Here is a 25,622-nt window from a genome sequence, read left to right on the forward strand (position 1 = left end):
GCAGCTGCCATGAGCAAGCCCGACCTCGCCGCGCTAAGCGCCCTCGACGATCGCCTCCGCTTCCTGTCGAGCTGGACCATCCACCACGCCAATCACGTCCGACCGAAGGCGGACGGCGTGAAGGTCGGCGGGCACCAAGCCAGCTGCGCATCGATGACCGCGATCATGAGCGCACTTTACTTCCATGCGCTCGGCCCCAACGACCGCGTCGCGGTCAAGCCGCACGCCGGCCCGGTGCTCCACGCGATCCACTATTTGCTCGGCAGCCAGACGCAGGAGCAGCTCGAAAATCTGCGCGGGTTCGGCGGCGCGCAGTCCTATCCCAGCCGCACCAAGGACATGATTCCCGTCGACTTCTCGACCGGCAGCGTCGGGCTAGGCGTCGCGATCACCCTCTTTTCCTCGCTGATCCAAGATTACCTGACCGCGCACGGCCATATGGACGAGGACGAGCGAGGGCGCTTCGTCGCGCTGATCGGCGATGCCGAGCTCGACGAGGGCAATATCTATGAAGCGATCATCGAGGGCTACAAGCACGACGTCCGCAACCTGTGGTGGATCGTCGACTATAACCGCCAGAGCCTCGACGCGACCTCGGCCGACCGCATGTTCGAGCGTTTCGACGAGATTTTCGCCAGCTGCGGCTGGCGCACGGTCGAGCTGCGCTACGGCAAGAAGCTGCAGAAGGCGTTCAAGGCAAAGGGCGGCAAGCCCATCAAGGACTGGCTCGACAATCTGCCCAATGCCGACTTTTCCGCGCTGCACTATCAGGGCGGCGCGGCATGGCGCGCGCGGCTCGAGGCCGACCTCGGCAAGAAAGTGGCCGACTTCCTGAAAGGCCATGACGACGAGGCGCTCGGGCATCTCATGACCGACCTCGGCGGCCATTGCATGGAAACGCTGGTCGAGGTGTTCGAGGAGGCGAAGAAGGACGACACGCCGACCTTCTTCATCGCGTGGACGGTCAAAGGCTTCGGCCTGCCGTTCGCGGGGCATAAGGACAACCATGCCGGGCTGATGAACCCCACCCAGGCCGCCGCGCTGCGCGACAGCATGGGGATTGCGGAGGGGGACGAGTTCGAACCGCTCGCGGGGCTCACCGACAATATCCGTGGCCAGGTCGACGGCGTGCTCGAAGCCACCCGCATCATGCGCGAGAAACGCCCGCGCCATTTTGGCGAAATGACCATCCCTTCCATCCCCGCCCCGCGAGGCGAGGAACAGTCGACCCAGGCCGCGTTCGGGCGCATCCTGATGGACCTCTCGAAAAAAGGCGGCGATCTCGCCGATCGCGTGCTCACCACATCGCCCGACGTCACCGTTTCGACCAATCTGGGCGCCTGGGTGAACAGCCGCGGACTCTTCAGCAGAGAGCAGAGAGGCGACGTTTTCGCCGAAGCAAAGATTCCGTCTGCGCAAAAGTGGGGCGCGCACAACAATGGCCAGCATATCGAGCTGGGCATTGCCGAAAGCAATCTTTTCCTGATGCTCGCGGCTGCGGGGCTTGCGGGAGACCATTTCGGTCGCCGCCTCGTACCCATCGGCACGCTCTACGATCCCTTCATCGCCCGCGGCCTCGATAGCCTCAACTATGGCTGTTACCAGGACGCGCGTTTCCTGCTCGTCGCGACCCCGTCGGGCATCACGCTCGGCCCCGAAGGCGGCGCGCACCAGTCGATCAATCCGCCGCTCATCTCGATGGGCCAGCCGAACTTGCGCCATTACGAGCCGGCTTACGCCGATGAACTTGCGGTGCTGATGGAAGAAGCGTTCCGCCTGATCGACGATCCTGACGGCGAAAGCACCTATCTGCGCCTCTCGACCCGTCCGCTCCAGCAAGTGGACCGCGACGGCGACGACTGGCAGGCCGACTGCATCAAGGGCGCCTACTGGCTGCGCGAACCGTCGCAGGGTTCGGAGGCCGCGATCGTTGCGATGGGCGCGATCATGCCCGAGGCACTCGCGGCGCACGAGGAGCTTTCTTCCGACATTCCCGGTCTCGGCCTCCTGTCCGTCACCTCGCCCGACCTGCTCCACCGCGACTGGACCGCCGCGCAGGCGAAGCGCTGGAAGGGCGATCACAGCCCGAGCCACATCGAAACGCTCCTGTCCCGCCTGTCGGGCGATGCCGGCCTCGTCACCCTGTGCGACGCGGCGCCCGCCTCGCTCAGCTGGATGGGCGGCGTGCTCGGCCAGCGGGTCGCGCCGCTCGGTGTCGAGACCTTCGGCCAAACGGGCAGCCTGTCCGAACTTTACGCCGCCTACCGCCTCGATCCCGAGGCGATTACCGAGGCGATGGCGGAAGTGTTGCTCACGGCATCTTAACCCTTTCAAGCTAGCCCCGGATGGATGACACGCGAAGTTACCCCGCTCGACGAGCGCCTCGCTCACGAACTCGACCGTGCCCGCCTCCTGCTGGAGGAAATGGGCGACGAGCTGGCGACCGATATCGAGGTCGTGAACAGCCATTATGTCGCGCTTCAGACGGTCGATATCGTCATGCAGATCGTCGGGCACATCGCCAATGTCGTGCGCGCCGAGGACCAGGTGGATGCGGTCGACAATATCGGCATGCACGAGCTCAAGATGAAGCTGAAGGCCGTGCTGGGCGAGGAAGCTTGTGAGAAGGCCGCCTAGCCCGTAAGGCTCAGCGCATGGCTGGACGTTATTTCGACGAATGGCAGGTGGGGGATACGATCACCCACGCCATCACCCGCACCGTGACCGAGACCGACAATCTCCTGATGTCGACGCTCACCCACAATCCCCAACCGCTGCACCTGGATCACGAGGCTGCCAAGGATACCGAGTTCGGCAAGCCGCTGGTCAACAGCTGCTTCACCTTCTCGCTGATCGTCGGCGTCTCGGTAGGCGACACGACGCTCGGGACGCTGATCGCCAATCTCGGCTATGACGAGGTCAAGTTTCCGGCGCCCGTTTTCGTCGGCGACACGCTGACCTGCGAGACCGAGGTTCTCAATGTTCGCGAGAGCAAGTCGCGCCCGACCGCCGGGATCGTGACGTGGGAGCATCGCGCCAAGAACCAGGACGGCAAGACCGTGTGCACCTTCAAGCGCTCGGCGCTGCTGAAGAAGTTCGACGCATGACCCTTCCCCCGCCCCGCAGCTGGCTGTTCGTGCCCGCCGACAGCGAGAAGAAGATTGGCAAGGCGGTTCAAGGCGATGCCGACGCGATTATCTTCGACCTCGAGGACAGCGTCGCCCCCGACCGCAAGGCCGAGGCGCGCGCGATCCTGAAGGAACTGTCTCGCGAAAGCGGACCGCGCTGGTGGATCCGCGTCAATCCGATCGATTCGGAATATCACCGTGACGACCTCAAGCTATTCGCGAAGTCGGACTTCGAGGGCGTCGTGCTGCCCAAGGCCGAAAGTGGCGAGGACATCCGCCACCTCGGCTATTCCACAGGCGGCATCCCCGTACACGCCATCGTCACCGAGACCCCCGCCAGCCTGTTCGGACTGATGAGCTATGCCGACGACAGCTTCCCGCTCGTCGCGATGAGCTGGGGCGCCGAAGACCTGTCCGCAGCGCTAGGCGCCTCGTCCAAGAGCGACGAGAATGGCGAGCTGAGCTTCACCTACAAGATGGCGCGCTCGTTTTGCCTCGCCGGCGCGGTCCATGCCGGGGCGCAGCCGGTCGATGGCGTCTTCACCGACGTGAAGGATCATGACGGACTTGCCGCCGAGGCTCGCGCCGCCGCGCGCGAAGGCTTCACTGGAAAGCTTGCCATCCACCCTGCGCAAGTTGCGATCATCAACGACGCCTTCACGCCCTCCGACGAAGAGGTCGCGCAAGCCCAGGCCATCGTCGACGCCTTCGCCGCCGAGGCGGGCGCCGGCGTGTTGATGGTCGATGGCAAGATGGTCGACCTTCCGCACCTCAAGCAGGCCGAGCGATTGCTCGTGCGCGCCAACCGCGAGGCTTGACCTAGAGCGAATATTCGCGACCATGCTCCCATGAGTGGGGGGATGAGCGACGCGCCGCTGCAGCGACGGTGGTTGAGGCTGGTTCCGAGCATCGTGCTCGGCGCCGTCATCTGGTTCTCGCCCGTCCCCGACGGCGTCCAGCCCGAAGGCTGGCATACGCTCGCCGTCTTCGCCGCGGTCATCCTCGGCCTGCTGCTCCGGCCTTTCGCGATGTCGACGATCGTCATTGGCGGCATCCTCGTGCTGGTCGTCACCAACACGCTCGGTTCCAAGTCCAAGGACGCGCTGCAGGTCGCCCTGTCGGGCTTCGCCAACACCACCGTCTGGCTGGTCGTCGCGGCGTTCCTGCTCGCGGGTGCGGTCATCAGGACCGGCCTTGGTCGTCGCATTGCGCTCACGCTGGTTCGCAAGTTGGGACGGAGCGAGGTCGGGCTTGCCTACGGTATCGGCGCGGCCGAACTGACGCTGGCACCCGTCATTCCGTCGAACACCGCACGTGGCGGGGGCATCCTCGCACCCATCGTCGACAGCGTCTGCCGCTCGGTCGGCGATGAAGGTAGCGAAGAGCGCGCCCGCGTCTCGCGCTATCTCGTCGCCTGCGGGGCGCATTTCAACCTCATCACCGCCGCGATGTTCCTGACCGCCATGGCCGCCAATCCTTTGGTGTCGGAGGCCGCCGATACGATCGCCGGGATCCAGTTCACCTGGAGCCTGTGGGCGCTGGGCGCGAGCGTGCCGGGCCTGATCGGACTCGCGCTTCTTCCTCAGCTGATGCGCTGGCTGGTCAAGCCGCCCACCATGGATGTCGCCGCCGCCCGAAACACTGCCAGCGACGAGCTGGCCGCGATGGGTCCGATGGCGCGCGAGGAGAAAATCCTCGGACTGACGCTCGCCACGCTACTCCTCCTCTGGGCCACCGCACCGCTGCACGGGCTGCATACCACCGTCGTCGCCTTTGTCGGGATCGCCATCCTGCTCTTCACCGGCGCCCAGCGCTGGAAGGACATGGCGGGCACCTGGGGTGCGTGGGATGCGCTGATCTGGCTTGGCGGGCTGGTCATGATGGCGGACTATATGCGCACGACGGGCGTGATCGACTGGTTCGCCAACGGCGCGGGCAGCTATGCCGAAGGACTTGCCCCGCTGACCGCCGCGCTGATCCTGGCGCTCGTCTATTTCTATTCGATGTACGGATTCTCGATGCTGACCGGGCACATCACCGCCATGGCCGGCGCATTCATCGCCGTTGCGATCGCCGCGGGTGCGCCGCCGCTGCTCACCATCGCGCTGATCGCCTACTTCTCCAACCTGTGCGGTTGCCTTACCCATTATTCGACCGGGCCCGTCGTCATCTATTTCGGGCTCGGCTATTTTACCGTGCCCGACTGGTTCCGCGTCGGCCTCATCGTCTCTTTATTCCACATGGCCGTCTGGCTCGGTGTCGGCCTCATGTGGTGGAAATGGCTAGGTTGGTGGTGAGACTCGACTACCTGATCCTGATCGGCCTCGCGCCGCCCTTGCTCTACTTGGGCGCGCGCACCTTCTCGCCTGCGATCCTGCCGCCGGTGCCGATCCCCTCGCCCGCCTCCTCGACACCCTTCGATCCGATCGACTTTTTCGAAGGCAACACGCAAGGGTCGGGCACGCTCTACGAGCTCGATGGCGATAGCCGCGATCTCAATGTCGCCAGCGTCGGGCGCCGCCTGCCCGACGGCGGGCTTGAAATCACACAGACCATCGCGCTCGAGGGCAGCCCCGAACGCACGCGCACCTGGACCATCCAGCCCGAGCAGGGCGCACGCTACTCGGGCACGCTGACCGATGCGAAATCGGGCGTGGTCGCCATGACCGGCGGTCGGCGCATGGTCATCGCCTACGAGAGCGATGGGCATAACGTCCGCCAGACGCTGACCCAGATCGACCCCAACACGGTGCGCAACCGGCTCGACGTCTATAAGTGGGGGATCAACGTGGCGCGGCTGGACGAAACCATCACGCGCAGTTAACGCATGATATAAGCCCGGTGGCGTTGGTCGGCCTATTCGTTTTCTTGCGAGGAGAAGAATCATGCCCAGCAAGGCCGTCGGTTGGGGCGTCGAGAATGCCAGCGACACCCCCCACCAACTGAATTTCGAACGCCGCGATCTTCGCGACAATGACGTGGCGATCAAGATCAGCCATTGCGGCATCTGCCACTCAGACCTCCACTTCGCACACGACGACTGGGGCATGAGCCATTACCCGATGATCCCCGGGCATGAGATCGTCGGCACCGTCACCGATGTCGGCCCCGACGTGACCCGATATTCGGTCGGCGACCGCGTCGCGATCGGCTGCCTCGTCGACAGCTGCCAGAAATGCGAATTCTGTAAGGGCAACCAGGAGCAATTCTGCGTCGAAGGCTCGACCTTCACCTACGGCGTCCCGGACCGCTACGGCGAGCTGACACAGGGCGGATATTCCGATCATATCGTCTGCCGCGAGGAATTCGTCTGCAAGGTGCCAGACGGCATGGACATGGCGCACGCGGCCCCGCTGCTTTGCGCCGGGATCACGACTTACTCGCCGCTCAGGCGCTGGGGCGTGAAGGAAGGCGATCGAGTCGCGGTCGCGGGGCTCGGCGGACTCGGGCACATGGCGGTCAAGCTGGCGGTCGCGATGGGCGCAGAAGTCACCGTGCTGACCACTTCGCCCGAAAAGGCCGAGGCCGCCACGGCGGTTGGCGCGAGCGACGTGCTCATTTCGACCGACGAGGCCGCGATGGAGGCCGCCATGGGACGCTTCCACTTCATCATCGACACGATCCCCGTCGCGCACGAAATCGACCCCTATGCGGCGCTGCTGAGGCCCAACGGATCGATGGTCATCGTCGGCGCGCTCGAGCCGCTCCCGGGCTTCTCGGGCTTCAACCTGATCTTCGGCAACCGCGCCATTGCGGGCTCTGCGATCGGCGGGCTCGCGGAAACGCAGGAGATGCTCGATTTCTGCGCCGAGCATAACATCTTGCCCGAGATTGAGATCATTACCGGTGAGCAGATTCCGGAGGCGTGGGACACGCTGGCGAAGGGCGACATGCCGCATCGCTACGTCATCGACGTCGCGGGCAGCGAGGCGGTTGCGCAATAGCGCCAACCCGCTAAACCTCTCCGCCAATATCTTTTTCCTGGGGAGGGGAAATCAATGAGCGATACGGCCAAACCCTGGTCGATGGCCAAGGTCGTCACCGCGTCGAGCGCGGGCACTGCCTTCGAATGGTACGACTTTTTTATTTTCGGCGCGCTGGCGTCGACCATCGGGCAGGTGTTTTTCGCCGGCCTTGGTGAAACCGCCGGTGTGCTTGCCGCGCTCGGCCTGTTCGCGGCGGGCTTCGCCTTCCGCCCGCTGGGTGCGATCATCTTCGGCGCGATGGGCGACCGGGTGGGCCGCAAGGCCACTTTCCTAACCACCGTCAGCCTCATGGGCGGCGCGACCTTCGCGATCGGCCTGCTGCCGAGCTATGCGACGGCGGGCATCATCGCTCCCATCCTCCTCATCATCCTGCGCATCTGCCAGGGCGCGGCGCTGGGCGGCGAATATGGCGGCGCGGCGATCTACGTCGCCGAACATGCCGATGACGACAAGCGCGGCGCGGCGACCGGCTGGATCCAGTCGTCTGCCGCCTTCGGCCTGATCGCGGCACTGCTCGTCATCTACTTCACCCGCACCACGGTTGGCGAAGAAGCCTTCCTCGAATGGGGCTGGCGCGTGCCCTTCCTCGTCTCGGTGCTGCTGCTTCTCATCTCGGTGTGGATGCGCCTCAAGCTTTCCGAGAGCCCCGCCTTCCAGAAGCTGCAGGCCGAGGGCGAAGTCACCAAGACCCCGCTTCGCGAAGCCTTTGCCGAGAAGGAAAGCCTCAAGAAGGTACTGACCGCCTTCTTTGCCTTCATGGCCGCTCAGGGAGCGCTTTGGTATTGCGCCTTCTTCTACGTGCAGGTCTTCCTCGAACGAAATCTCGGCGTGCCGGGCGCGGAGGTGAATTGGATCATCCTCATCGTCACGGTCATCTCGGCCCCGCTCTACGTCTTCTTCGGCTGGCTGTCGGACAAGGTGGGCAGGAAGCCGGTCATGCTCGGTGGCATGATCCTCGGCCTCGTCTCCTTCTGGCCGGGTTTCCACGCCATCGCCGACGCCGTGAACCCGCAGCTTGCACGCGCCAGCGCCGAAAACCCGGTAGTGGTCGAGACCGATCTTGCGACCTGCACCTCGCAGTTCAATCCGACCGGCACCGCCGAATTCACCAGCGCCTGCGACCTCGTGTCGAAGGCGGTGATCGACGCCGGCGTGGGATATGAACGTGTCGCGTCCGAGGACGGAATGACCCGCGTCAGCGTCGGCGACTATGTCATCACGCCCGCGAGCGATGGCGCGATTGCCGCCAACGAGCTCGATGCGGCTCTGACGGCGGCGGGCTATCCCGAGGCGGCCAATCCGGACGAAATGGATCATGCCACGCTCTATTTCTGGCTGATCGTCTTCACGGTGGCCGCCACGTCGCTCTACGGCCCGCAGGCCGCAGCACTGGTCGAGATGTTCCCGACCCGCACGCGCTACACCGCGATGAGCCTGCCCTACCACATCGGCACGGGCTGGGTCGGCGGCTTCCTGCCGGTTACCGCCTTCGCGATCGTCGCGGCGACGGGCAATATCTACGCCGGTCTCTGGTATCCGATTTTCTTCGTCGGTCTATCGGTGGTCTGCGCGCTGATCTTCTGGCGCGAAAAGCACGGACAGCCGCTTCACTAGGAGTTGCGATCCTCAGGCTTTCATGGCGGCGGCTGCGCGAGCGGTCGCCGCCACTTTTTTGAGGTCCGCATCGCCCTTTGGCAGGATCCAGCTGCCACCGACGCACAGCACATTGGGATGGTCGAGCCACTCCTGCGCCGTGTCTTCCCTGATGCCGCCCGTCGGGCAAAACTTGATCCCGCCGAACGGCCCGGCGAGCGATTTGAGCGCTGGCAGGCCGCCATTGGCCTCGGCGGGGAAGAACTTGAAATGATCGAGCCCCATGTCGCGCCCGCGCATGATGTCGGTAGCGGTGGCGACACCCGGCAGCAACGGCACGCGCTTGTCTTCGGCGGCGCGGGCAACCCCTTCGGTCAGCCCCGGCGAGACGATGAACTCGGCGCCATAATCCATGGCTTCGTAGAGCATGACCGCGTCGAGCACGGTGCCCGCCCCCACGACCGCGCCCTCGACGCTCGCCATCTTCTCCATGTCCTTGAGCGCGTTCTCGGTGCGTAGCGTGACTTCGAGCACGCGAAGCCCCGCGCCCACCAGCGTTTCGGCCAACTCGACAGGGTCGAAGCTGCCGTCGAGAACCAGCACGGGGATGACGGGCGAGAGGCGCATGACCTCCCCGATCTTGCGGCGGCTCATAGGGATTCCTCCATGGCGTGAAGCATCGCCGACCCGCCCTTTTCGGCATCGTCGGCATGATGGCGGAACAGCGCGAACAATTCGCGCCCGGTCCCCACCGGCTGCGGCGGCGCCTCGGCAGGCTCGCGTGAGTCGAGATCGGCAATGGTCGACAGGCTCCCGGTCGTCGCACACAGCTTGACCACATCGCCATCGCGCAGCCGCGACAGCGGTCCATCGCCGAGCGCCTCGGGACAGCAGTGGATCGCCGCAGGCACCTTGCCCGACGCCCCGCTCATGCGCCCATCGGTGATCAACGCCACGCGATGCCCGCGATCCTGAAGCACGCCGAGCGGCGGGGTCAGCTTGTGGAGTTCGGGCATGCCGTTGGCGCGCGGGCCCTGGAAACGCACGACGACCACGACATCCTTGTCGAGCTCGCCCGCCTCGAAGGCGGTTACCACGTCCTTCTGATCCTCGAACACGCGGCACGGCGCCTCGATGGTCCAGCGCTCTTCGTCGACCGCGCTGGTCTTGAAGCAGGCGCGCCCGAGATTACCGGTGACCAGCCGCATCCCGCCATCAGGCTGGAAGGCGTCGGCGACGCCGCGCAGGATGGTCTCGTCGCCGCTCTTTTCGACCGTCCTCCAGACGATATCGTCGCCATCCTCTTCGGGCGTCGTCATTGCGCCCTCGAAGCTGTCGCTGCCCGCCGACAAGATGTCGCCGTGCAGCAAGCCGTTCTCGATCAGCTCGCGCGCCACGAAGGCGAGCCCGCCGGCATGGTGGAAGTCGTTCACGTCTCCCGATCCGTTGGGATAGACGCGCGCCAGGAGCGGCACGGCTGCGCTCAAATCCGCGAAGTCCTGCCAATCGACGAAGATGCCCGCCGCGCGGGCGATGGCGGGAATATGCAGCGCATGGTTGGTCGATCCGCCCGTTGCGAGCAGCCCGATGATCGCATTGACGATCGCGCGTTCGTCGACACAGTGGCCGAGCATGCGCTTTTCCTCGCCGCTAATCTCGACAAGGCGATGGACGGCAGCCCGGGTCAGTCCGGGCCGCAGGCGGCTGCCCGGGTTGGCGAACGCCGCACCCGGGACGTGAAGCCCCATCAGCTCCATCATCATCTGGTTGGAGTTGGCAGTGCCGTAGAAGGTGCAGGTGCCCTGCCCGTGATAGCTCGCGCTCTCGGCCGCCAGCAGTTCGTCCTTGGTCGCCTTGCCCTCGGCGAAGAGCTGTCGGACCCGCTGCTTTTCCTTGTTCGCGAGCCCTGAAGGCATCGGACCGGCGGGCACGAAAATCGCGGGCAGATGACCGAAGCGCAGCGCACCGATGAGCAGCCCCGGCACGATCTTGTCGCAAATGCCGAGCATCGCGACTCCGTCGAACATGCCGTGGCTCAATGCGATGGCCGTGCCGCCCGCAATGTTGTCGCGGCTGAAAAGCGACAGGTCCATGCCGGGCTGGCCCTGCGTCACTCCGTCACACATGGCGGGTACGCCGCCCGCGACCTGCGCGGTGGCCCCGACTTCGCGCGCGAACAGCTTCATCTGCTCGGGGTAGCGATAATAAGGCGCATGAGCGCTCAGCATGTCGTTATAGGCGGTGACGATCCCGAGGTTGGGCCCTTGGAACGTCCGGATCGCCGTCTTGTCGTCGCCAGCCGCTGCGAAGCCGTGCGCGAAGTTGCCGCAACTCAGTGCCTTGCGGTCGATCCCCCGCGCTGCCTCGTCCGTGACATGGTCGAGATAGCGTTTACGCCCCGGCTTCGACCGCTCGATGACGCGGTCGGTGACGGCGGCGATGCGGGGATCGAGCCTCGGCATGGGTCAGGGCGCCCAGTGCACGTCGATGGGGAATTCGGTCTCGGCCAGCACGCGCCCGATCGGCAGCTTGGACGACTGGCCATCCTCGATCGCGCCTTCCAGGATCTCGCGCTTCTCCTGCCCCGTGATGGTGATGATGATGGTGCGTGCCTGGAGGATCGCCGAACGGGTCAGCGACAGGCGCTCGACTGCTGCCCCTTCGGGCATCGGGTCGGGCTTGATGCCCATCACCAGCTTGCCCTTGGGCGCGTCCATCGCATCGTCCAGATCGGGGCCGGGGAAGAGCGAGGCAGTGTGCCCGTCCGTGCCCATGCCCAGCCAGACGAGATCGGGCGGCCACTTGAGGCTCTTGAGCCGGGCATCGGCGGCGTGACCCGCCATGACATAGTCCTCTGCGCCCTCGGCATAGATCGGATAGACGCGCGCGCCGAGCGGGAGGAAAGTCTGCGCGATCCCCTTGATGTTCGATCGCTCGTCATCGACCGGCACCAGCCGCTCGTCGCCCGGGATGATCGTCACGCGCTTCCACGGCAGCTTCTTCTCGGCGAGCTTCTCGTAGACCGGCTTGGGGGTCGAGCCGCCGGGGAAGGCCAGCAGGCACTCGCCCCGCGCGTCGATCGCGCTTTCGATGATGAAGGCGATATCGCCCGCGACGGCATCGGCCATCTCGTCGACATCGTCATAGTCCCAGAATTCGACTTCAATCATTCCATTCCCTTCTATCGCGCGCGACGAGGCCGATCGCGCTGTCCGGCCCTCGGCTGCCCGCGTCATATGTCTCGGGTGTCATACCGGCCTGTTCCCAAGCCGCCCTGAGCCCGTCAATCCATTCCCACTGCGCCTCGACCTCGTCGCGGCGAACGAACAGCGTGGGATCGCCCTCGACCAGGTCGAGGATCAATCGTTCGTAGGCGATGCGCCGACGATAGTCGGCGAACGCACCCTCCATCGTCACGTCCATCGCCACCTCGCGCAGGCGGATGCCTTTGCGGTCGAGCCCCGGACGCTTGGCCATCATCTTGAGCCGGATATTCTCTTCCGGCTGGATCGAGATCAGCAGCTCGTTCGGATGGGTCGTCGCGCCCGTGCCGGCAAAGATCGAATGCGGCACGCATTTGAACTGGATATGGACCTCGGTCTTGCGGCGCGCCAGCTTCTTGCCGTGACGCAGGTAGAAGGGCACACCCGCCCAGCGCCAATTGTCGACATGCGCCTTGAGCGCCACGAACGTCTCGGTGTCGGACTTTTCGCCCAGCTCTTTCAGGTAACCGTCATACTGACCGAGCACGAATTCGTCCTTCGCCAGTTTCTCGGTCATCGGGCGCAGCGCTTTGAGCGCCTTCACCTTTTCTTCGCGCACCGAGGTCGGGTCGTAATTCGCCGGCGGCTCCATCGCGATCAGCGCCAGAAGCTGCAGCATGTGGTTCTGCAGCATGTCGCGCACCGCACCCGCGCCGTCATAATAGCCCGCGCGATCCTCGAGCCCGACTTCCTCGGCCACCGTAATCTGCACATGGTCGATATGCGACGCGTTCCACAGCGGCTCGAACAACGAATTGGCAAAGCGCAGCGCGAGCAGGTTCTGGACCGTCTCCTTTCCCAGATAATGGTCGATGCGGAAGGTGCGCTCCTCCGGAAAGGCCGTCGCCACCGCATCGTTGATGACCTTGCTCGATTCCAGGTCGGTCCCGAGCGGTTTTTCCAGTGCCAGTCGAACCTTGGGACCTGCGAGTCCCGATGCCTTCAAGTTCTCGATCGTCGGCTTGAACAACGACGGCGCGACCGAGAGGAAGATCGAAAGTCCCTTGTCGAGGTCGATCCGGCTTGCGAGCTCCTGATAGCCGTCGATGGTCGTCGCATCGATCGCCTGGTAGCTCAGCCGCTCGACGAAGCCGTCGGCCGTGTCCTTCGCGTAGAAATCTTCGGGCAGATGCTCGCGCAGCGCTTCATGCGCCTGCTCGCGAAATTGCTCATCGTCCAGCTGGCTGCGCGCGGTGCCGATGATCGTGACGTCTTCGGGCAGCAAGCCGTCGGCATAGAGGCCATAGAGCGAGGGAAGCAGCATGCGGCGCGACAGGTCGCCGGTCGCCCCGAACAGCAGCAGCGTCGAAAAGCGCTCCTTGGTCATGCATTCCCCATTTTGCGTCGCGTGTTGCGCCTTTCATGGCGAAACGTCACGCCCTTGTGAACCTTCACCGCGCCTCGCCGGCCGGTGAATTGTTAGAATATCGCGTATTGGACGTAGCCATACCAAGCGACGTAGGGCCGCCCCTGCGCGTCACGAGCCGGATTGAAGCGCACTTTCTGTTCGACCAGGCGGCAGACCCACGCGTCGATATTGGGATTGATCCCGCGATTGACCTTGCAGTCGGTAGCGCGACCGTCGACCTGGACACGAATGGCGACATAGACCGCCCCGTTCGACGGCCAGGCGCGCCGAATTTCCTTGGGGAAGTCGCGTTGCGTCAGCGTCGTCGACCGGATGACCGAGGGACGCGTGCCGCCGCCTCCACCCTTGCCGTCACCGCCAGCGCCCGCGCCGGTTCCGTCACCCTGTCCGCCGGCGCCCGTGCCTTCGCCTTCCTCGTCCGACGCGCCCTGCGTGGCATCATTGCCTTCATTGGGCGTCGGCGACGCGACGATGGGATTGGGCGTGGGCGTAACGACCACCGGATCGGGTGCGACGACAGGCGTGGCGTCGCTCTCGATATTCTTTTCCGATGCAGCGCCCTCTTCGCGCGGGGCAGCCTGTTCGATCTCGGGGATTTCCTCGATGATCGGCGGCGGCGGCTCGATCGCGACGTCGAACACTTCGATGCTGGCGCGGTCGGGCGGCCCCGTGACCACGGTCTTCGCAGTCATCGCCAATGCGGCCACGGCGACGTGCAGGCCGACGACGATCGCCACCGTGCCTGCCCGCTCTTTCCAGTCGATCTGCTCGCGATACATGAGCGACCAACGCCCGCGGGCGCCGGGGTTTCCTTTTAGTCTCTCGCGCGGATCCGAGCCGCAATCTGCTCGACGATGGACTTAGCCGCGTCTTCAGCGCTCATCGCGACCGTATCGACCCGGATTTCGGGGTTTTCCGGGGCTTCGTACGGGCTGTCGATCCCGGTGAAGTTGGGCAGTTTGCCCGCGCGTGCCTTGGCGTAGAGGCCCTTCACGTCCCGTTCTTCGGCCACTTCGAGCGGCGTATCGACATAGACTTCGACGAATTCGCCGTCGCCCAGCATCCGTCGCACCATCTCGCGCTCCGCACGGAAGGGCGAGATGAAGGCGGTCAGGACAATCAGCCCGGCATCGGTCATCAGCTTGGCGACCTCGCCGATGCGGCGGATATTCTCCACGCGGTCGGCGTCGGTGAAGCCAAGATCCTTGTTGAGCCCGTGGCGCACATTGTCACCGTCGAGTAGGAAGGTGTGACGCCCGCGCGCCGCCAACTCCTTTTCGACTAGGTTGGCGATGGTCGACTTGCCCGAGCCCGACAGGCCCGTGAACCACAACACGAGCGGCTTCTGACCCTTCAATTCGGCATGCGTGTCGCGACCGACATCCAGTTCCTGGTGGTGGATATTGAGCGAACGGCGCAGCGCGAAATGGATCATCCCCGCGGCTACCGTGCGGTTGGTCATCTTGTCGATCAGGATGAAACCGCCAAGCGAGCGGTTGGGCGGCCCGCCCTCTTCGTCCTTGTAGGGCTCGAACGGGATATCGCGGTTGGTCGCGATCTCGACCACGCCGATCTCGTTGAGCTCGAGCGTCTTGGCGGCCAGCTCGTCGAGCGTGTTGACGTCGACGCGATATTTGGGCGGCTGGACGCGCGCGGTGACCGTCTCGGTCCCCGTCTTGAGCCAATAGCCACGCCCCGGCAGCATCGCTTCTTCGTCCATCCACACCAGGCTGGCCTCGAACTGGTCGGCGGCCTGCGGCGGGTCCTTGGCGTCCGCGATCACGTCGCCACGCGAGCAATCGACCTCATCCTCCAGCGTCAGCGTCACCGACTGGCCCGCAATTGCTTCGTCGAGATCGCCGTCCATGGTGACGATCCGCTCGATCCGGCTGGTCTTGCCCGACGGCACGATGCGGACCTCGTCGCCCGGGCGCACGCGGCCACCGGCAATCTGCCCGGCAAAGCCGCGAAAGTCCTGGTTGGGGCGATTGACCCACTGGACCGGCATGCGGAAGGCGCCGCTGGCGGCCTCGTCGCTGTCCGCTTCCAGTTCGACCGTCTCGAGAATTTCGAGCAAATGCGGACCGTCATACCAGTCCATCGCTGCGCTATTTTCGGCGATATTGTCGCCCTTGAGCGCCGACATCGGGATCGCGGTCCAGTCCTCGATGCCGAGGCTGTCTGCGAAATCGCGATAGTCCGCGACGATCTTGAGGAAGGTGTCGCGATCGTCATCGACCGCATCCATCTTGTTGACCGCCACCACCAGCTTGCGAATGCCGACCAGGTTGGTGAGGTAGCTGTGACGCTTGGTCTGCGTGCTCAACCCCTTGCGCGCATCGACCAGCAGCACCGCCAGTTCGGCGGTCGAGGCGCCGGTCACCATGTTGCGCGTATACTGCTCGTGCCCCGGCGTATCCGCGACGATGAACTTGCGCTTCGGCGTCGAGAAATAGCGATAGGCGACGTCGATCGTGATGCCCTGCTCGCGTTCGGCCGACAGGCCGTCGACCAGCAGCGCATAATCGATCTCTTCGCCCTGCGTGCCGACTGCCTTGCTGTCGGACGCCAGGTCGTCGAGCTGGTCGGCATGGATCTGCTTCGTGTCATGGAGCAGGCGGCCGATAAGGGTCGACTTGCCATCGTCCACGCTGCCGCAGGTGATGAAACGCAACAGCGACTTGTCGCGCTGCTTGGCGAGATAAGCATCGATGTCCTGCTCGACCAGCAGCCGCTCTTCGTCGATCGGGCGCGCCATTAGAAGTAGCCCTCCTGCTTCTTCTTCTCCATCGAACCGGCACCCGCATCGCGATCGATCACGCGCCCCTGCCGTTCGCTGGTCGAGGTCAGCAGCATTTCCTGGACGACCTTCTCGATGGTGTCGGCCTCGCTCTCGACCGCACCGGACAGCGGGTAGCAGCCGAGCGTCCTGAAGCGGATCGAGCGCATCTCCGGCTCCTCGCCCTCTTCGAGACGAAAGCGTTCGTCGTCGACCATCAGGAGCAGCCCGTCGCGCTCGACCGTCGGGCGCTGCTGCGCGGTATAGAGCGGCACGATTTCGATGCCTTCCGCCAGGATGTACTGCCAGATGTCGAGCTCGGTCCAGTTGGACAGCGGGAAGACGCGCATGCTCTCGCCCGGCGCTTTCTTCACATTGTAATGCGACCAGAGTTCGGGGCGCTGGGCCTTGGGCTCCCAGCGATGATTTTTGGTGCGGAAGGAGAAGACGCGCTCCTTCGCCCGGCTCTTTTCCTCGTCGCGCCGCGCCCCGCCAAAGGCCGCGTCGAAGCCATATTTGTCGAGTGCCTGCTTGAGCCCTTCGGTCTTCCACATGTCGGTGTGCAAGGGGCCGTGATCGAAGGGGTTGATCTTCTTCTCGACCGCCTCGGGATTGCGGTAAACGAGCAATTCGATCCCGTCCTCGTTGCCGACCTTTTCGCGCAGCGCGTACATGTCCTGGAATTTCCAGGTCGTGTCGACGTGCAGCAGCGGAAAGGGCAACGGGCCGGGATAGAAGGCCTTGCGCGCCACGTGCAGCAGGACCGCGCTATCCTTTCCGATCGAGTAGAGCATCACCGGCTTTTCAGCCTCGGCGACGGTCTCGCGGAAAATCTGGATGGCTTCGGCCTCAAGCCGTTGAAGGTGCGACAAATTACTCATGATGGCGGGCTAGTAATGGGACTGGACTTGCGATCAACCCCAAAAACGAAAAGGGCCCGCCGTAGCGAGCCCTTCCCCTGTTGAACCCCGTCCAGCCCTAGCCACCCAGCGGGAGGCGAAGACGAAGACCGAACCCGTGGGTCGTTTCATGGCCGTTGAAAATCGCGTCGTAATAAGCGCGGAAATCGAGCTTGCCTGCCTTGCCGCCGAAGCTCACGCCCGCCAGCGCGCTGTCCGGGTTGGCTTCGGCCGAGACGATGTCCATGCGGCGATTGGTGCCGAGGAAATAGGTGTCGATGTCGCTGCGACGCCAGCCGATCATGCGACGCCAGCCGAGATTGGCCGAGGCCACTAGCCCGCCAATGTCGGTATTGAAACGCATGCCGAGCGTCGTGAAGAGACGATCGTCGACCGCATCATCGATGCGCAGCGCGGCGCTGCCGCCAGCCTCATCGAAGCCGTCCCATTCGTTGCGGACATAATCGATGTTGGCATAGGGAAGCATGGTCGCAACCCCGACCGCGAAGCGGACACCGGCGTGGGCACCTAGCGTGATCTGTTCGACGTCGATGTCGGCGGTCAGGTCTTGGTCGATCATGCCGAACTCGACCTCGCGGGACGCATCGATATTGTAGCGACCGTAGCTGCCGGTGACCTGGAAATAGGTGTAGCCGTTGTCGAGCGTGCCGTAGCCGCCGATCCGCCAACCGTCATAGTCGGTGTCGAGACCCGCACCGCCCTCCGAACGACCGATGAGATAAGTCAGCGCACCGCCTACGACACCGCTGTCTCCGATCGAGACGTCGGCACCGACCGAACCGCTATATTGCGACGTGTCGATGCGATCTGACTGCATACCGCCGTCATTCTCGTAGCGCGCGCCATCGACCCCTGCGTAGAGACGCAACCCTTCGGCGCAGGCGACTTCATAGCCGTCGAGGTAAGGTACTTCGCACTCGCCGGCGAGGCCGAGCACATCGGGCGCACGCATGCCGATGGGCGTGAAGCTGTAGAAGAGCTGCGCATAGTCCGATCCCGATGCATCGTTGATCGCGTCGGGTTCGGCATCGGTCCCGTCGAGGGCTAGCAGCTGCGCGGCGATGTCGGCAGGCGCGACGGACAGCGCGTCCATGACCTCGCCCTCATTGTCCTGCGCGAGCGCCGCCTGCGGGACGAGACCCGCAAGAGCCGTTGCCGAAAGGCACAGCGCAGCCTTTCTGGAAAGCGAATAAGCCATTAAAACCGTCCCCCTTTTAGCCGGTTCCGCGAGGGGCTGCGGAGCGGCGACTCACCCAAGGATCGTTTAATAATCCTTAACCCGAATAGGCTGTCGAGGTGCATTGATCAATGTTTCCGGCGCAATTGCACAATACAACTCCGCATTTTCACGCGGCTGGTTCTTCGGCAAAGTGGAAGGGAAAAGCTACCGGTCTGCAGGTCTGCAGATCTGCAGTTCTGCAGGATCGCTCGGCATGCGGCGAGCGTAGACGATGGCAGGCCCCGCGCAAGAGCAACGAAAAAGGCCGCCCCGGTCGGAGCGGCCTTTTCAAATGGCGGTGCTATCAGAATAAATCGCACTTTCCTACGTTCCTCTACAGTTCGGGCTGTGAGACCGGGAATTAGCCCATTGGCTGGTGCCACTAGGTGCGGGCAGCCAAGCGGCGCTGTTTGTTAATAGTGCGATCTAACAAAGCCGGGGACGCAATTGTGTAACCACACGCGAATTAGCCTCTGTCGCGTCTATTTGGTGTCCAAACCGCTCAAAGTAGTCGTCAATGCAATCTTTCATTCTCCGAAGCGTCGATGGGTTCAACGCGACGCAATGTCGGTCGCAGTTGTCGACAGTGATTGTAACCATATTGCGCCGAGATAGGGACTTGATAATTCGCGATATTGTATGACCAGAAAGACGCAACCGAGTTCCAATTCCATGAATCTTTTCGTTCTGGCCCGACAGGAATGTCGCGAAGATCTCCAGAAGAATAATTGTTTCCAGAACCTCCTCCCCGCACTCACGCGAAGCCCACTGAAGCTGCAAAAGGTTCTGAATTTGTGAAACGTAGCCGCGACGACTTGAGAGCCTGCTTCTGACTTCGTTCTGACAAGATAGATAGTCACGAACTATTGGATTCTGCACAGCATGCTCCACTGAAGATTAGAATTCCTCTACCTGCTAACCACAGCGCGAGCCGATGCTACTCGACCCGAACCGGCAGGCCGGGTAAATTAGGTGACCCGGCCTGCCTCGAAGAAATTAGAAATTAGAAACGGTCGCATTTCCCGGTCGGGTTCTGGTTTGGATGCGCCCGCCCGTTTGGAAGCAATCGGAGAATAAAGTCTACTTCAGAGTCCGGACAGGTTGCGCGATACGGTCCCGTTTCGGGGGGGCCCTTGTTTTCAGAGTAGGGAGAAGGGGCGGCCATGGCGGTTGTAGGAATCAAGACCGCCGCAATGGTAGCAATAAACTTTTTCATTGATTGTCTCCTGCATGGGCGAGCAGGATAAATATGGTAGAATTTATCAACTGTTGCTGTAACAACCGCAATGGATACTATTGTAGTTAACTCGCTAATTCTGCAGGATTAAATGCATGGCAGTGGGCATGAATGCTAGACTTGGAAGCCTGTTTTGCAATGGCGCTATGGCGAGCCATTAATCGACGATAAAGAGTTCGAAAACAGGTTCCAAATCCTGCAATTAGGAGGCCTTGCGTCGAACTAACTCATCCTGAACCGCGCTCGCATCAAACGTAACACAGATTGTGGCTCCAGTGCGCTCGGATTCTTCGATCCAAATATCGCCACCAAGTGCCTCGACCACAGTCTTCGTTAGCGCCATTCCAACGCCAAGCCCGCCCTCTTTGGACGAGGTGAACAGCTCAAATGGATCGGTTTCACTGCTGAAACCCTTACCATTGTCGCACAACGTCAATTTGACCATGCCTCCAGCAACGGATTGCGCCATAACTTCAATCTGACTCCGCCGCCCATCCGGCGTGGCTTCAATACTGTTCTTAAAAAGATTGAAGAAAATCTGCTTCGCTTGCGACAGCGTTCCTCGCGCGAATCTTGCATCGTTGTCGGCGTGGAATATGATCTCGAATTGGCGATCTTCGTAGAAGTTTTTCAGAAGCTCTTCAGTCGCACGCACTGCTTCGGTGATTTCGAAGTATTGGTCCGCCCCGCCCCAACTTTGAAGCTCGCGCCGAGCGTTCAGGATTATATCCGAAACAAAGCGCATCTGTTCGTGCGAGCGCTCGATAAGCTCATCCGCCTTCGCCAGATCGTTCTGCGACAAGGCTCTTTTTGAAGCCGTGATTAAGCTCTTGGCCGCGCTAAGCGGCTGACTAATTTCGTGTGCTATCGTTGCTGCGAGAGCGCTCATTGCATCGAGCCTGGACATTATTGCCAGTCGTGCGCGCAAGGCGCCTATGCGCTTGTCCCTCGAAATGTCCCTGTCGAGCGCGTGTAAACCAATTAGTTCGCCATCGGATGAAAGTATTGGGCCAATTGTAATCTCTCGATAAACATTCTGGCCTGCATCCTCAAAATTGACTTCGACGCATCGAGGATCTCGAAAAACCTGAACATCGTTCATCGTGAAATGCAAATCGCGCGTGCATCGTTCTCCGAGCTTCTCGGCGAAATCTTTTATAGTGAAGTTCGCACGGGTAGGAAAACCGTATACGTCTCGTAACACCTCGGAAACTTCGAATGTCTTGTTCTCAATGTCGTAATCCCAATCTCCGATCCCGCCCATGATCTGCGATGCTCGCAATCGTGTGATATTCCGTTCCAGCAATCTGAGTTGCGCATGCTGCTTTCGGAAGCTGCGAAGAACGGCTAACGTCGCAATGCCAACAATGCTGGCAGCAAGCGTTAACATCAGCCAAAGAAACCTGGCGCGATCGGAAGCGGCTATTTTCACGCGATCAATCGTGAGACCGCTCGTCGCAAAAACTCCATAATCTGCAATGCGGCGATGGGAGAAGACTGAAAGATCGCCGGTCAGTGCGTTGGGACCTGAGTAGGTCACATTGGGGTCCGCAAGCTGACGCTCCATAACGAGTTTGCCGCTTAAATCCTCCCCACTACTGATCCGATCTCCTGTTTTACGAGCGCGAGTGATACCATCAAGGCCGATTAATGAGATGAGATCGCCGTCAGCAAAGTTGATCTGATCGGCGAAGCTCAGGAAGAAACTTGGAGCAACAAGAATGTAAGTGGTCTTGCCGCTGATTGCGGCTCCATTGCCCCTTCCAAAAACTAAGACTTGCTGACCATTTGCGGCTTCAAATGGTGGTGAGAGAAATCCGTTACCATTTTGCTCGCGAATATAGGCTGAAACATTTTCCGCCGTCGCTGAGTCGAAATCTAAAGTCGAAAAGACTACGCGCGACGATCGGTCCGTCACCAAAAAGCCCCAGATTCCCTCGTCAGCGAACTTGTTTAATTGCGACATTCCGTCGTCGATTTCGGAGCCGGTGCTAAAATCATCTGTTGTGCGCTCGAGATAATCTAAGCTCCGCGAAACGAACGAAGCAAAAACAGTCACACGATCTTGATTACTCAATATAGCCGATTGTAGCTCTGCCTCCCGAGATTCCTCGACACGCGACATCACGATTAAGACAAGGAGAGCCACCGCCGAAATCGCGGCAACAACCGTGAGGATCTGCGGCCATTTTGATAGATTTTTCGCCGGCAATAGATACAGTGAGAATGGCTTCTCGGTCGACATACGTGGAACTCACTCATTCCGTCCGACGCTAAACCCTTCCTCTCCAATCGACACAAAATTTCAGACGGAAGGAGGCTTATCTCACCGATCGGACAATTGTAACCGAGCGACGCGATAATGCACAAATTGGTGTCTCACGTCCAGTGCTCGCCAAGATGTAACTGATTCTAGACCATCTCTGCGACAGCCAAGATCAAAAATGCGACGCCAGAAAAGGCTTTAACCATCGACTTCTGGCAAGTTCTCATCAAAGCTCTGCGTGACAAGCGACTGAGACATACGCACAACGTTGCCACATGCTCTCTACACTCGATTGACATCGTTTTATGGCGCCGAAAACTCCATGGCGAACTGGATCGGAAGAAAATACGAAAGTGACGATTGCGCCCGCATCGCCATCCTTAGCCGATACGACCGAATCGATGGTATCCACAATTTGCAGAAACAGTTCGTCATCAGGAACGGCTGAAAACTCTTAAACAAAATTAACCAAACCGCTTCAAATCACGCTCGCTAAGCCTATTCGTTCGAGAAATTACCGTAAATATACGGTAGCAAAATAGCGGAATGTCCAAAGTGTTCAAATCCAATCATCTTTTCTCCTGAACCCAGGAGACGATCATGAACGCCTATTCCCAATGTTTTCCCGCGACGTCGGAGCTGCGGCCGCAGAACGACGCCCTTCTTTTGCCGAACGAGTTCGATCTCGTCCAAGAGATCGAGGCCCGCCGTCGGCGTAGCAAATTCTTACCAAGCAAGCTTTTCTCCGAACCCAGCTGGGACATGTTGCTCTATCTTGCGCTACGGACCGTTCAGCAGCGTCGCGTTACAACAAGCGAGTTGGTGAATGCTTCGGGAGCGCCCTACACTACCGGACTGCGTCACTTGCAGAGCCTGAGCGACGAAGGGATTGTTGAGATTCGGTGCGACCATTTAGATCGCCGTCGCAAATTTATCTCGATGTCACGCGAGACCTTGGGCCGCATTTCCCTTGCCATTGGATGTGCGCAAGCAGCCTAACCAGGCATCTTATCGGCCAATACGGTCAATTGGACCAGTTCGGCGAAAGAGTTTACGCCTAAGCGCTCCATTCCACGCTTCCGGTACATTTCGACAGTGCGTACGCTCAAGCCGAGATCGAATGCTATTTGCTTGTTGGCCTGACCATCTGCCAAACGATCGACGACCTGGCGCTCCCTTCTTGAAAGAGATGCCAAGGCTCTGTGAGCGTTTATTCTTCTTTGCTCGAAGCTTGTCGTGTCACAAACCGCCTTCATCTCGCGCCGGATGATGTCAATAAGTTCGACTTCATCGAATGGCTTTTCGACAAAGTCCGCGGCCCCGTTCCTTAAAGCCTTTATCGCCGCTTCAAGCTCACCATCGCCGGTTACCATGACCGCCCGGATATCTGGTCGTCTATTAGCGATTTTCGCAAGTACGTCATGTCCATCTCTACCGGGCAGATGGAGATCCACGACGGCCACCCCACGCGGGCACGTACTTAAGTCATGAAGGAATTCTTCGGCCGAGGCGAAGGATCGATAATCCAACTTTTCCGATTCAAGCAACGCACCGATGGCAAGCCGCATGTCTGGGCTATCATCTACGATGTAGACAACAGCACTATCTGTATCGGCGGTTTCAGAGGTCATTTAAAGATAAACGCTCCAACTCTAGCGGCATTGATGACAGTCAATCATCCATCCTCACGAAGCCGAGCACGTCGAATTCTACCGGCAATCTACAAAGAAACAAGTGTGTTGCAAAATTCCCCAACGTTGTTGACGCCATTTTGGACACGTTCGTGACCTTTCATACACAGAGAGAACCCATTCTCAAAGAATGTTAAAGGTGATCATCTGGCTAGGCATATTTCAGCCATCTGGCATAGCGACACAGGCACAGGATGCATCCGGGCCTGGATCAGGATCTGCGTCTGTACAAATCATGAAAGCGGCTAGGATTAATGCTGAGACATTTCATAGTGCCTCTCGAGAGCAGCGAACACATTCGGTCGGCTTAGAGGACGGCAGACTGGTTGAATACCGCCTCATCGAATTTGAATAGCGGCGAGTTCATCCCGTCCGTGCTGGCGAGCGCCAATAAGGACATCAAATTTTACATCGATCAATCCACGCCCGCCAGTCCTGAGATTTGGAGTTCGACGTTTTCAGCACCCTACAAACGACGATCGCACCGCTTTGCAGAGGGCAAATCACAATCTGGAGGGTTCCCGTATCGCAGATCCGAGACTTAGCGGTGAAGAAGTCAAATCGCCGCGAATCTCTTGGCGCTGAGCGACACGCCCCCCCTGCTCCTTATTCAATAAAACATTCGAGCACGCTAGGTTTCACGTCCATTCGATAAGATTGTAAAGTCGATTTGCCTGTCCACTTCCAGATCGGACAAAATCTTGACTTTTCTCTTAGGCATCGATGGTAAAAAGGGTCTCGGATTCAAACCCAACATCTCGTCGAAAGTTCGCGCACACGGAACTACGATTTGCGAGCTCAAATTAGCAGACCGCCCAATTCTTACGTATGGAAACATCATGATCCAATTAGTGTATGTAAGCAGGGCGGCCTTTCCGAAGGACGAGGAGGACCTTGTCCTGAACGCGATCGTGGATACGTCTCGAGTTCGCAATGCAAATGGTAAGGTGACCGGCGGTCTCGTTTACTGTGATGGCTTCTTCGCCGAGCTGTTGGAGGGGGAAACAGGCGCGCTCGAAGAATTGATGAGTTCAATCTCAAAAGATTCCCGACACTGCGATCTGACCGTGCTCGGGTCTGTAGAAAGCCAAGACAGGAAAACGCAAGATTGGCGACTGGCATATTGGGGCAATGCCACGTTTATCAATAAGAAAATCAAGACGCTCGTAGGGTGTACAGATAAAGAATCGCGAACCAGTGGCTTTCATGTCCTGAAGCACTTAATTTCCGATTTGGTGGCGTAGCTCGAGATCTACTTCTAGCGGCCCGCTTTGAAAACTAGATGGTCTGACGTGCGACATCTCCTCGCGTCCGGATGAAAAGGGCGAGCTCCAGCCATGCCTCTCTCGCTGCAGCGCTCCGCGCTGCTTCCGCTTTCGCCAGTGCAAACTCGAATTCCTTCTTCTCGCACGCAATCACTCTAAAGCTCCGAATTGCTATTCATTCACGAAGAAATACGATCTCAGGCATCATGCACCATATCGTATTTCTACTTACAAGCTTTATGCTGACGTGGCACGACGGCCCTACTTCTCAGACGCTCCTATCAGTCACAAACTAAGAAAGGAGCACTGGCACAAACGTGTCCACCTAAGAAGATATAGGGTCTGCCACCAACGGAGTAGGCCAGCTCACCGATTAACACATTGCGTTCATTGGCCCGGAAATTAACTCCGTTTCGGATGCTTTTCTAACGATGACATAGCCGATCCATGAGAGACTTCATGCTGTTTTCAATAGGAGTTACACTTGGCTCGGATTATTATTGCCGACGATGATGAACTTCATATCGGGTTGGTGAGAGCTGCACTCGAACCAGACGGTCACCTATTGGGCGCACTACCCGACGGATCTCAGGTCGTTGACGTCCTCCAAAAGAAGGACCCCGACTTGCTTATCATTGATTGCGCCATGCCTAAGAAATCAGGGATTGTGGCACTCAGAGAGATCCGATCGATCATCGGCAAATCGCTCCCCGTCCTAGTACTCACTGCTCGTAAAAGCGTATCGGACGAGCGCCTGGCATTTTCTGCTGGAGCAGACGATTATCTCCGCAAGCCATTCCATCCAGAAGAGTTGGCCTTCAGGGTCAATGAACTTCTTAAAGCGGCCAAGCATCGCAAATCAGCGTGATGACGTGCGGGCGCATATCGATTTAAAATCAGGGGCCC

At 60.6% G+C, this 25,622-nt stretch carries 21 protein-coding genes; 11 read left to right on the forward strand and 10 right to left on the reverse strand.

What is annotated here, in order from left to right; all coding sequences use genetic code 11:
• Window positions 1–9: 9 nt before the first annotated feature.
• From KTQ36_RS10225 to KTQ36_RS10260, 8 genes are all read left to right on the forward strand, one after another.
• Window positions 10–2,325: a transketolase-like TK C-terminal-containing protein gene (locus KTQ36_RS10225; RefSeq protein ID WP_218633556.1), complete on the forward strand. Its 2,316-nt coding sequence runs from the start codon at window positions 10–12 to the stop codon at window positions 2,323–2,325.
• 24 nt (window positions 2,326–2,349) lie between these two features.
• Entirely contained in the window at window positions 2,350–2,637 is a 288-nt protein-coding gene (locus KTQ36_RS10230) for a hypothetical protein (RefSeq protein ID WP_218633557.1), read from the forward strand.
• A gap of 17 nt (window positions 2,638–2,654) precedes the next feature.
• Window positions 2,655–3,107 carry a MaoC family dehydratase gene (locus KTQ36_RS10235; RefSeq protein ID WP_218633558.1) on the forward strand — a complete coding sequence of 151 codons (453 nt, stop codon included), beginning with the start codon at window positions 2,655–2,657 and terminating at the stop codon, window positions 3,105–3,107.
• Window positions 3,104–3,946 (forward strand): HpcH/HpaI aldolase/citrate lyase family protein, encoded by an 843-nt coding sequence (locus tag KTQ36_RS10240; protein WP_218633559.1) that lies wholly within the window; start codon window positions 3,104–3,106, stop codon window positions 3,944–3,946. Before KTQ36_RS10235 ends, KTQ36_RS10240 begins: the two co-directional genes overlap by 4 nt.
• A 42-nt stretch (window positions 3,947–3,988) precedes the next feature.
• Window positions 3,989–5,425: a DASS family sodium-coupled anion symporter gene (locus KTQ36_RS10245; RefSeq protein WP_218633560.1), complete on the forward strand. Its 1,437-nt coding sequence runs from the start codon at window positions 3,989–3,991 to the stop codon at window positions 5,423–5,425.
• The gene (locus tag KTQ36_RS10250) at window positions 5,422–5,952 is read left to right on the forward strand and encodes a DUF3833 family protein (protein WP_218633561.1); all 531 of its coding nucleotides are present in this window, start codon (window positions 5,422–5,424) and stop codon (window positions 5,950–5,952) included. Before KTQ36_RS10245 ends, KTQ36_RS10250 begins: the two co-directional genes overlap by 4 nt.
• A gap of 61 nt (window positions 5,953–6,013) precedes the next feature.
• Complete coding sequence (locus KTQ36_RS10255) at window positions 6,014–7,072, forward strand: NAD(P)-dependent alcohol dehydrogenase (RefSeq protein WP_218633562.1); 1,059 nt, start codon at window positions 6,014–6,016, stop codon at window positions 7,070–7,072.
• 54 nt (window positions 7,073–7,126) lie between these two features.
• Window positions 7,127–8,728, forward strand: a complete 1,602-nt coding sequence (locus KTQ36_RS10260) for an MFS transporter (RefSeq protein WP_218633563.1) — start codon at window positions 7,127–7,129, stop codon at window positions 8,726–8,728.
• Window positions 8,729–8,740: 12 nt separating this feature from the next.
• Here KTQ36_RS10260 and eda read toward each other — a convergent pair whose 3' ends face one another.
• The 9 genes from eda to KTQ36_RS10305 form a co-directional block, all read right to left on the reverse strand.
• A complete protein-coding gene (eda, locus tag KTQ36_RS10265; protein ID WP_218633564.1) occupies window positions 8,741–9,361 on the reverse strand; it encodes a bifunctional 4-hydroxy-2-oxoglutarate aldolase/2-dehydro-3-deoxy-phosphogluconate aldolase in 621 nt (206 codons plus the stop codon).
• Complete coding sequence (edd, locus tag KTQ36_RS10270; RefSeq protein WP_218633565.1) at window positions 9,358–11,169, reverse strand: phosphogluconate dehydratase; 1,812 nt, start codon at window positions 11,167–11,169, stop codon at window positions 9,358–9,360. Before edd ends, eda begins: the two co-directional genes overlap by 4 nt.
• A 3-nt stretch (window positions 11,170–11,172) precedes the next feature.
• On the reverse strand, window positions 11,173–11,877 hold the full coding sequence (gene pgl / locus KTQ36_RS10275; RefSeq protein WP_218633566.1) for a 6-phosphogluconolactonase: 705 nt from the start codon (window positions 11,875–11,877) through the stop codon (window positions 11,173–11,175).
• Window positions 11,870–13,297 carry a glucose-6-phosphate dehydrogenase gene (gene zwf / locus KTQ36_RS10280; RefSeq protein WP_218633567.1) on the reverse strand — a complete coding sequence of 476 codons (1,428 nt, stop codon included), beginning with the start codon at window positions 13,295–13,297 and terminating at the stop codon, window positions 11,870–11,872. The genes pgl and zwf overlap by 8 nt, the downstream gene beginning before the upstream one ends.
• A 92-nt stretch (window positions 13,298–13,389) precedes the next feature.
• A complete protein-coding gene (locus KTQ36_RS10285; protein ID WP_218633568.1) occupies window positions 13,390–14,118 on the reverse strand; it encodes an energy transducer TonB in 729 nt (242 codons plus the stop codon).
• Between the two features lie 35 nt (window positions 14,119–14,153).
• Window positions 14,154–16,097, reverse strand: coding sequence for a sulfate adenylyltransferase subunit CysN (gene cysN / locus KTQ36_RS10290; protein ID WP_218633569.1), 1,944 nt, complete (start codon window positions 16,095–16,097; stop codon window positions 14,154–14,156).
• Window positions 16,097–16,999, reverse strand: coding sequence for a sulfate adenylyltransferase subunit CysD (cysD, locus tag KTQ36_RS10295; RefSeq protein WP_218633570.1), 903 nt, complete (start codon window positions 16,997–16,999; stop codon window positions 16,097–16,099). Before cysD ends, cysN begins: the two co-directional genes overlap by 1 nt.
• Before the next feature lie 97 nt (window positions 17,000–17,096).
• Window positions 17,097–18,236 (reverse strand): autotransporter outer membrane beta-barrel domain-containing protein, encoded by a 1,140-nt coding sequence (locus tag KTQ36_RS10300; RefSeq protein ID WP_218633571.1) that lies wholly within the window; start codon window positions 18,234–18,236, stop codon window positions 17,097–17,099.
• 1,460 nt (window positions 18,237–19,696) lie between these two features.
• Window positions 19,697–21,739 carry an ATP-binding protein gene (locus tag KTQ36_RS10305; protein ID WP_218633572.1) on the reverse strand — a complete coding sequence of 681 codons (2,043 nt, stop codon included), beginning with the start codon at window positions 21,737–21,739 and terminating at the stop codon, window positions 19,697–19,699.
• Between the two features lie 621 nt (window positions 21,740–22,360).
• Between KTQ36_RS10305 and KTQ36_RS10310 the strand changes: the two genes are divergently transcribed.
• Window positions 22,361–22,759 carry a hypothetical protein gene (locus tag KTQ36_RS10310; protein WP_218633573.1) on the forward strand — a complete coding sequence of 133 codons (399 nt, stop codon included), beginning with the start codon at window positions 22,361–22,363 and terminating at the stop codon, window positions 22,757–22,759.
• On the opposite strand, the gene KTQ36_RS10315 is transcribed toward KTQ36_RS10310, so the two are convergent.
• On the reverse strand, window positions 22,756–23,391 hold the full coding sequence (locus tag KTQ36_RS10315; protein WP_218633574.1) for a response regulator transcription factor: 636 nt from the start codon (window positions 23,389–23,391) through the stop codon (window positions 22,756–22,758). The two genes, KTQ36_RS10310 and KTQ36_RS10315, sit on opposite strands and share 4 nt — an antisense overlap.
• 899 nt (window positions 23,392–24,290) lie before the next feature.
• Between KTQ36_RS10315 and KTQ36_RS10320 the strand changes: the two genes are divergently transcribed.
• Both KTQ36_RS10320 and KTQ36_RS10325 read left to right on the forward strand, forming a co-directional pair.
• On the forward strand, window positions 24,291–24,695 hold the full coding sequence (locus tag KTQ36_RS10320; protein ID WP_218633575.1) for a BLUF domain-containing protein: 405 nt from the start codon (window positions 24,291–24,293) through the stop codon (window positions 24,693–24,695).
• A 505-nt stretch (window positions 24,696–25,200) separates the two neighbouring features.
• On the forward strand, window positions 25,201–25,584 hold the full coding sequence (locus KTQ36_RS10325) for a response regulator transcription factor (protein WP_218633576.1): 384 nt from the start codon (window positions 25,201–25,203) through the stop codon (window positions 25,582–25,584).
• The last annotated feature ends 38 nt before the right edge of the window (window positions 25,585–25,622 follow it).

The organism is Sphingomicrobium clamense (genome assembly GCF_019264355.1).
In the GTDB taxonomy this organism is placed as follows: domain Bacteria; phylum Pseudomonadota; class Alphaproteobacteria; order Sphingomonadales; family Sphingomonadaceae; genus Sphingomicrobium; species Sphingomicrobium clamense.

Bases quoted from the DNA above. Each gene is read 5' to 3' on its own strand.
- KTQ36_RS10260 (WP_218633563.1), top strand. From the start codon at position 7,127: ATGAGCGATACGGCCAAACCCTGGTCGATGGCCAAGGTCGTCACCGCG.
- pgl (WP_218633566.1), bottom strand. From the start codon at position 11,877: ATGATTGAAGTCGAATTCTGGGACTATGACGATGTCGACGAGATGGCC.
- KTQ36_RS10310 (WP_218633573.1), top strand. From the start codon at position 22,361: ATGAACGCCTATTCCCAATGTTTTCCCGCGACGTCGGAGCTGCGGCCG.
- KTQ36_RS10315 (WP_218633574.1), bottom strand. From the start codon at position 23,391: ATGACCTCTGAAACCGCCGATACAGATAGTGCTGTTGTCTACATCGTA.
- KTQ36_RS10235 (WP_218633558.1), top strand. From the start codon at position 2,655: ATGGCTGGACGTTATTTCGACGAATGGCAGGTGGGGGATACGATCACC.
- KTQ36_RS10240 (WP_218633559.1), top strand. From the start codon at position 3,104: ATGACCCTTCCCCCGCCCCGCAGCTGGCTGTTCGTGCCCGCCGACAGC.
- KTQ36_RS10285 (WP_218633568.1), bottom strand. From the start codon at position 14,118: ATGTATCGCGAGCAGATCGACTGGAAAGAGCGGGCAGGCACGGTGGCG.
- KTQ36_RS10305 (WP_218633572.1), bottom strand. From the start codon at position 21,739: ATGTCGACCGAGAAGCCATTCTCACTGTATCTATTGCCGGCGAAAAAT.
- zwf (WP_218633567.1), bottom strand. From the start codon at position 13,297: ATGACCAAGGAGCGCTTTTCGACGCTGCTGCTGTTCGGGGCGACCGGC.
- KTQ36_RS10320 (WP_218633575.1), top strand. From the start codon at position 24,291: ATGATCCAATTAGTGTATGTAAGCAGGGCGGCCTTTCCGAAGGACGAG.
- cysD (WP_218633570.1), bottom strand. From the start codon at position 16,999: ATGAGTAATTTGTCGCACCTTCAACGGCTTGAGGCCGAAGCCATCCAG.
- KTQ36_RS10255 (WP_218633562.1), top strand. From the start codon at position 6,014: ATGCCCAGCAAGGCCGTCGGTTGGGGCGTCGAGAATGCCAGCGACACC.
- KTQ36_RS10225 (WP_218633556.1), top strand. From the start codon at position 10: ATGAGCAAGCCCGACCTCGCCGCGCTAAGCGCCCTCGACGATCGCCTC.
- KTQ36_RS10230 (WP_218633557.1), top strand. From the start codon at position 2,350: ATGACACGCGAAGTTACCCCGCTCGACGAGCGCCTCGCTCACGAACTC.
- KTQ36_RS10245 (WP_218633560.1), top strand. From the start codon at position 3,989: ATGAGCGACGCGCCGCTGCAGCGACGGTGGTTGAGGCTGGTTCCGAGC.
- eda (WP_218633564.1), bottom strand. From the start codon at position 9,361: ATGAGCCGCCGCAAGATCGGGGAGGTCATGCGCCTCTCGCCCGTCATC.
- KTQ36_RS10300 (WP_218633571.1), bottom strand. From the start codon at position 18,236: ATGGCTTATTCGCTTTCCAGAAAGGCTGCGCTGTGCCTTTCGGCAACG.
- edd (WP_218633565.1), bottom strand. From the start codon at position 11,169: ATGCCGAGGCTCGATCCCCGCATCGCCGCCGTCACCGACCGCGTCATC.
- cysN (WP_218633569.1), bottom strand. From the start codon at position 16,097: ATGGCGCGCCCGATCGACGAAGAGCGGCTGCTGGTCGAGCAGGACATC.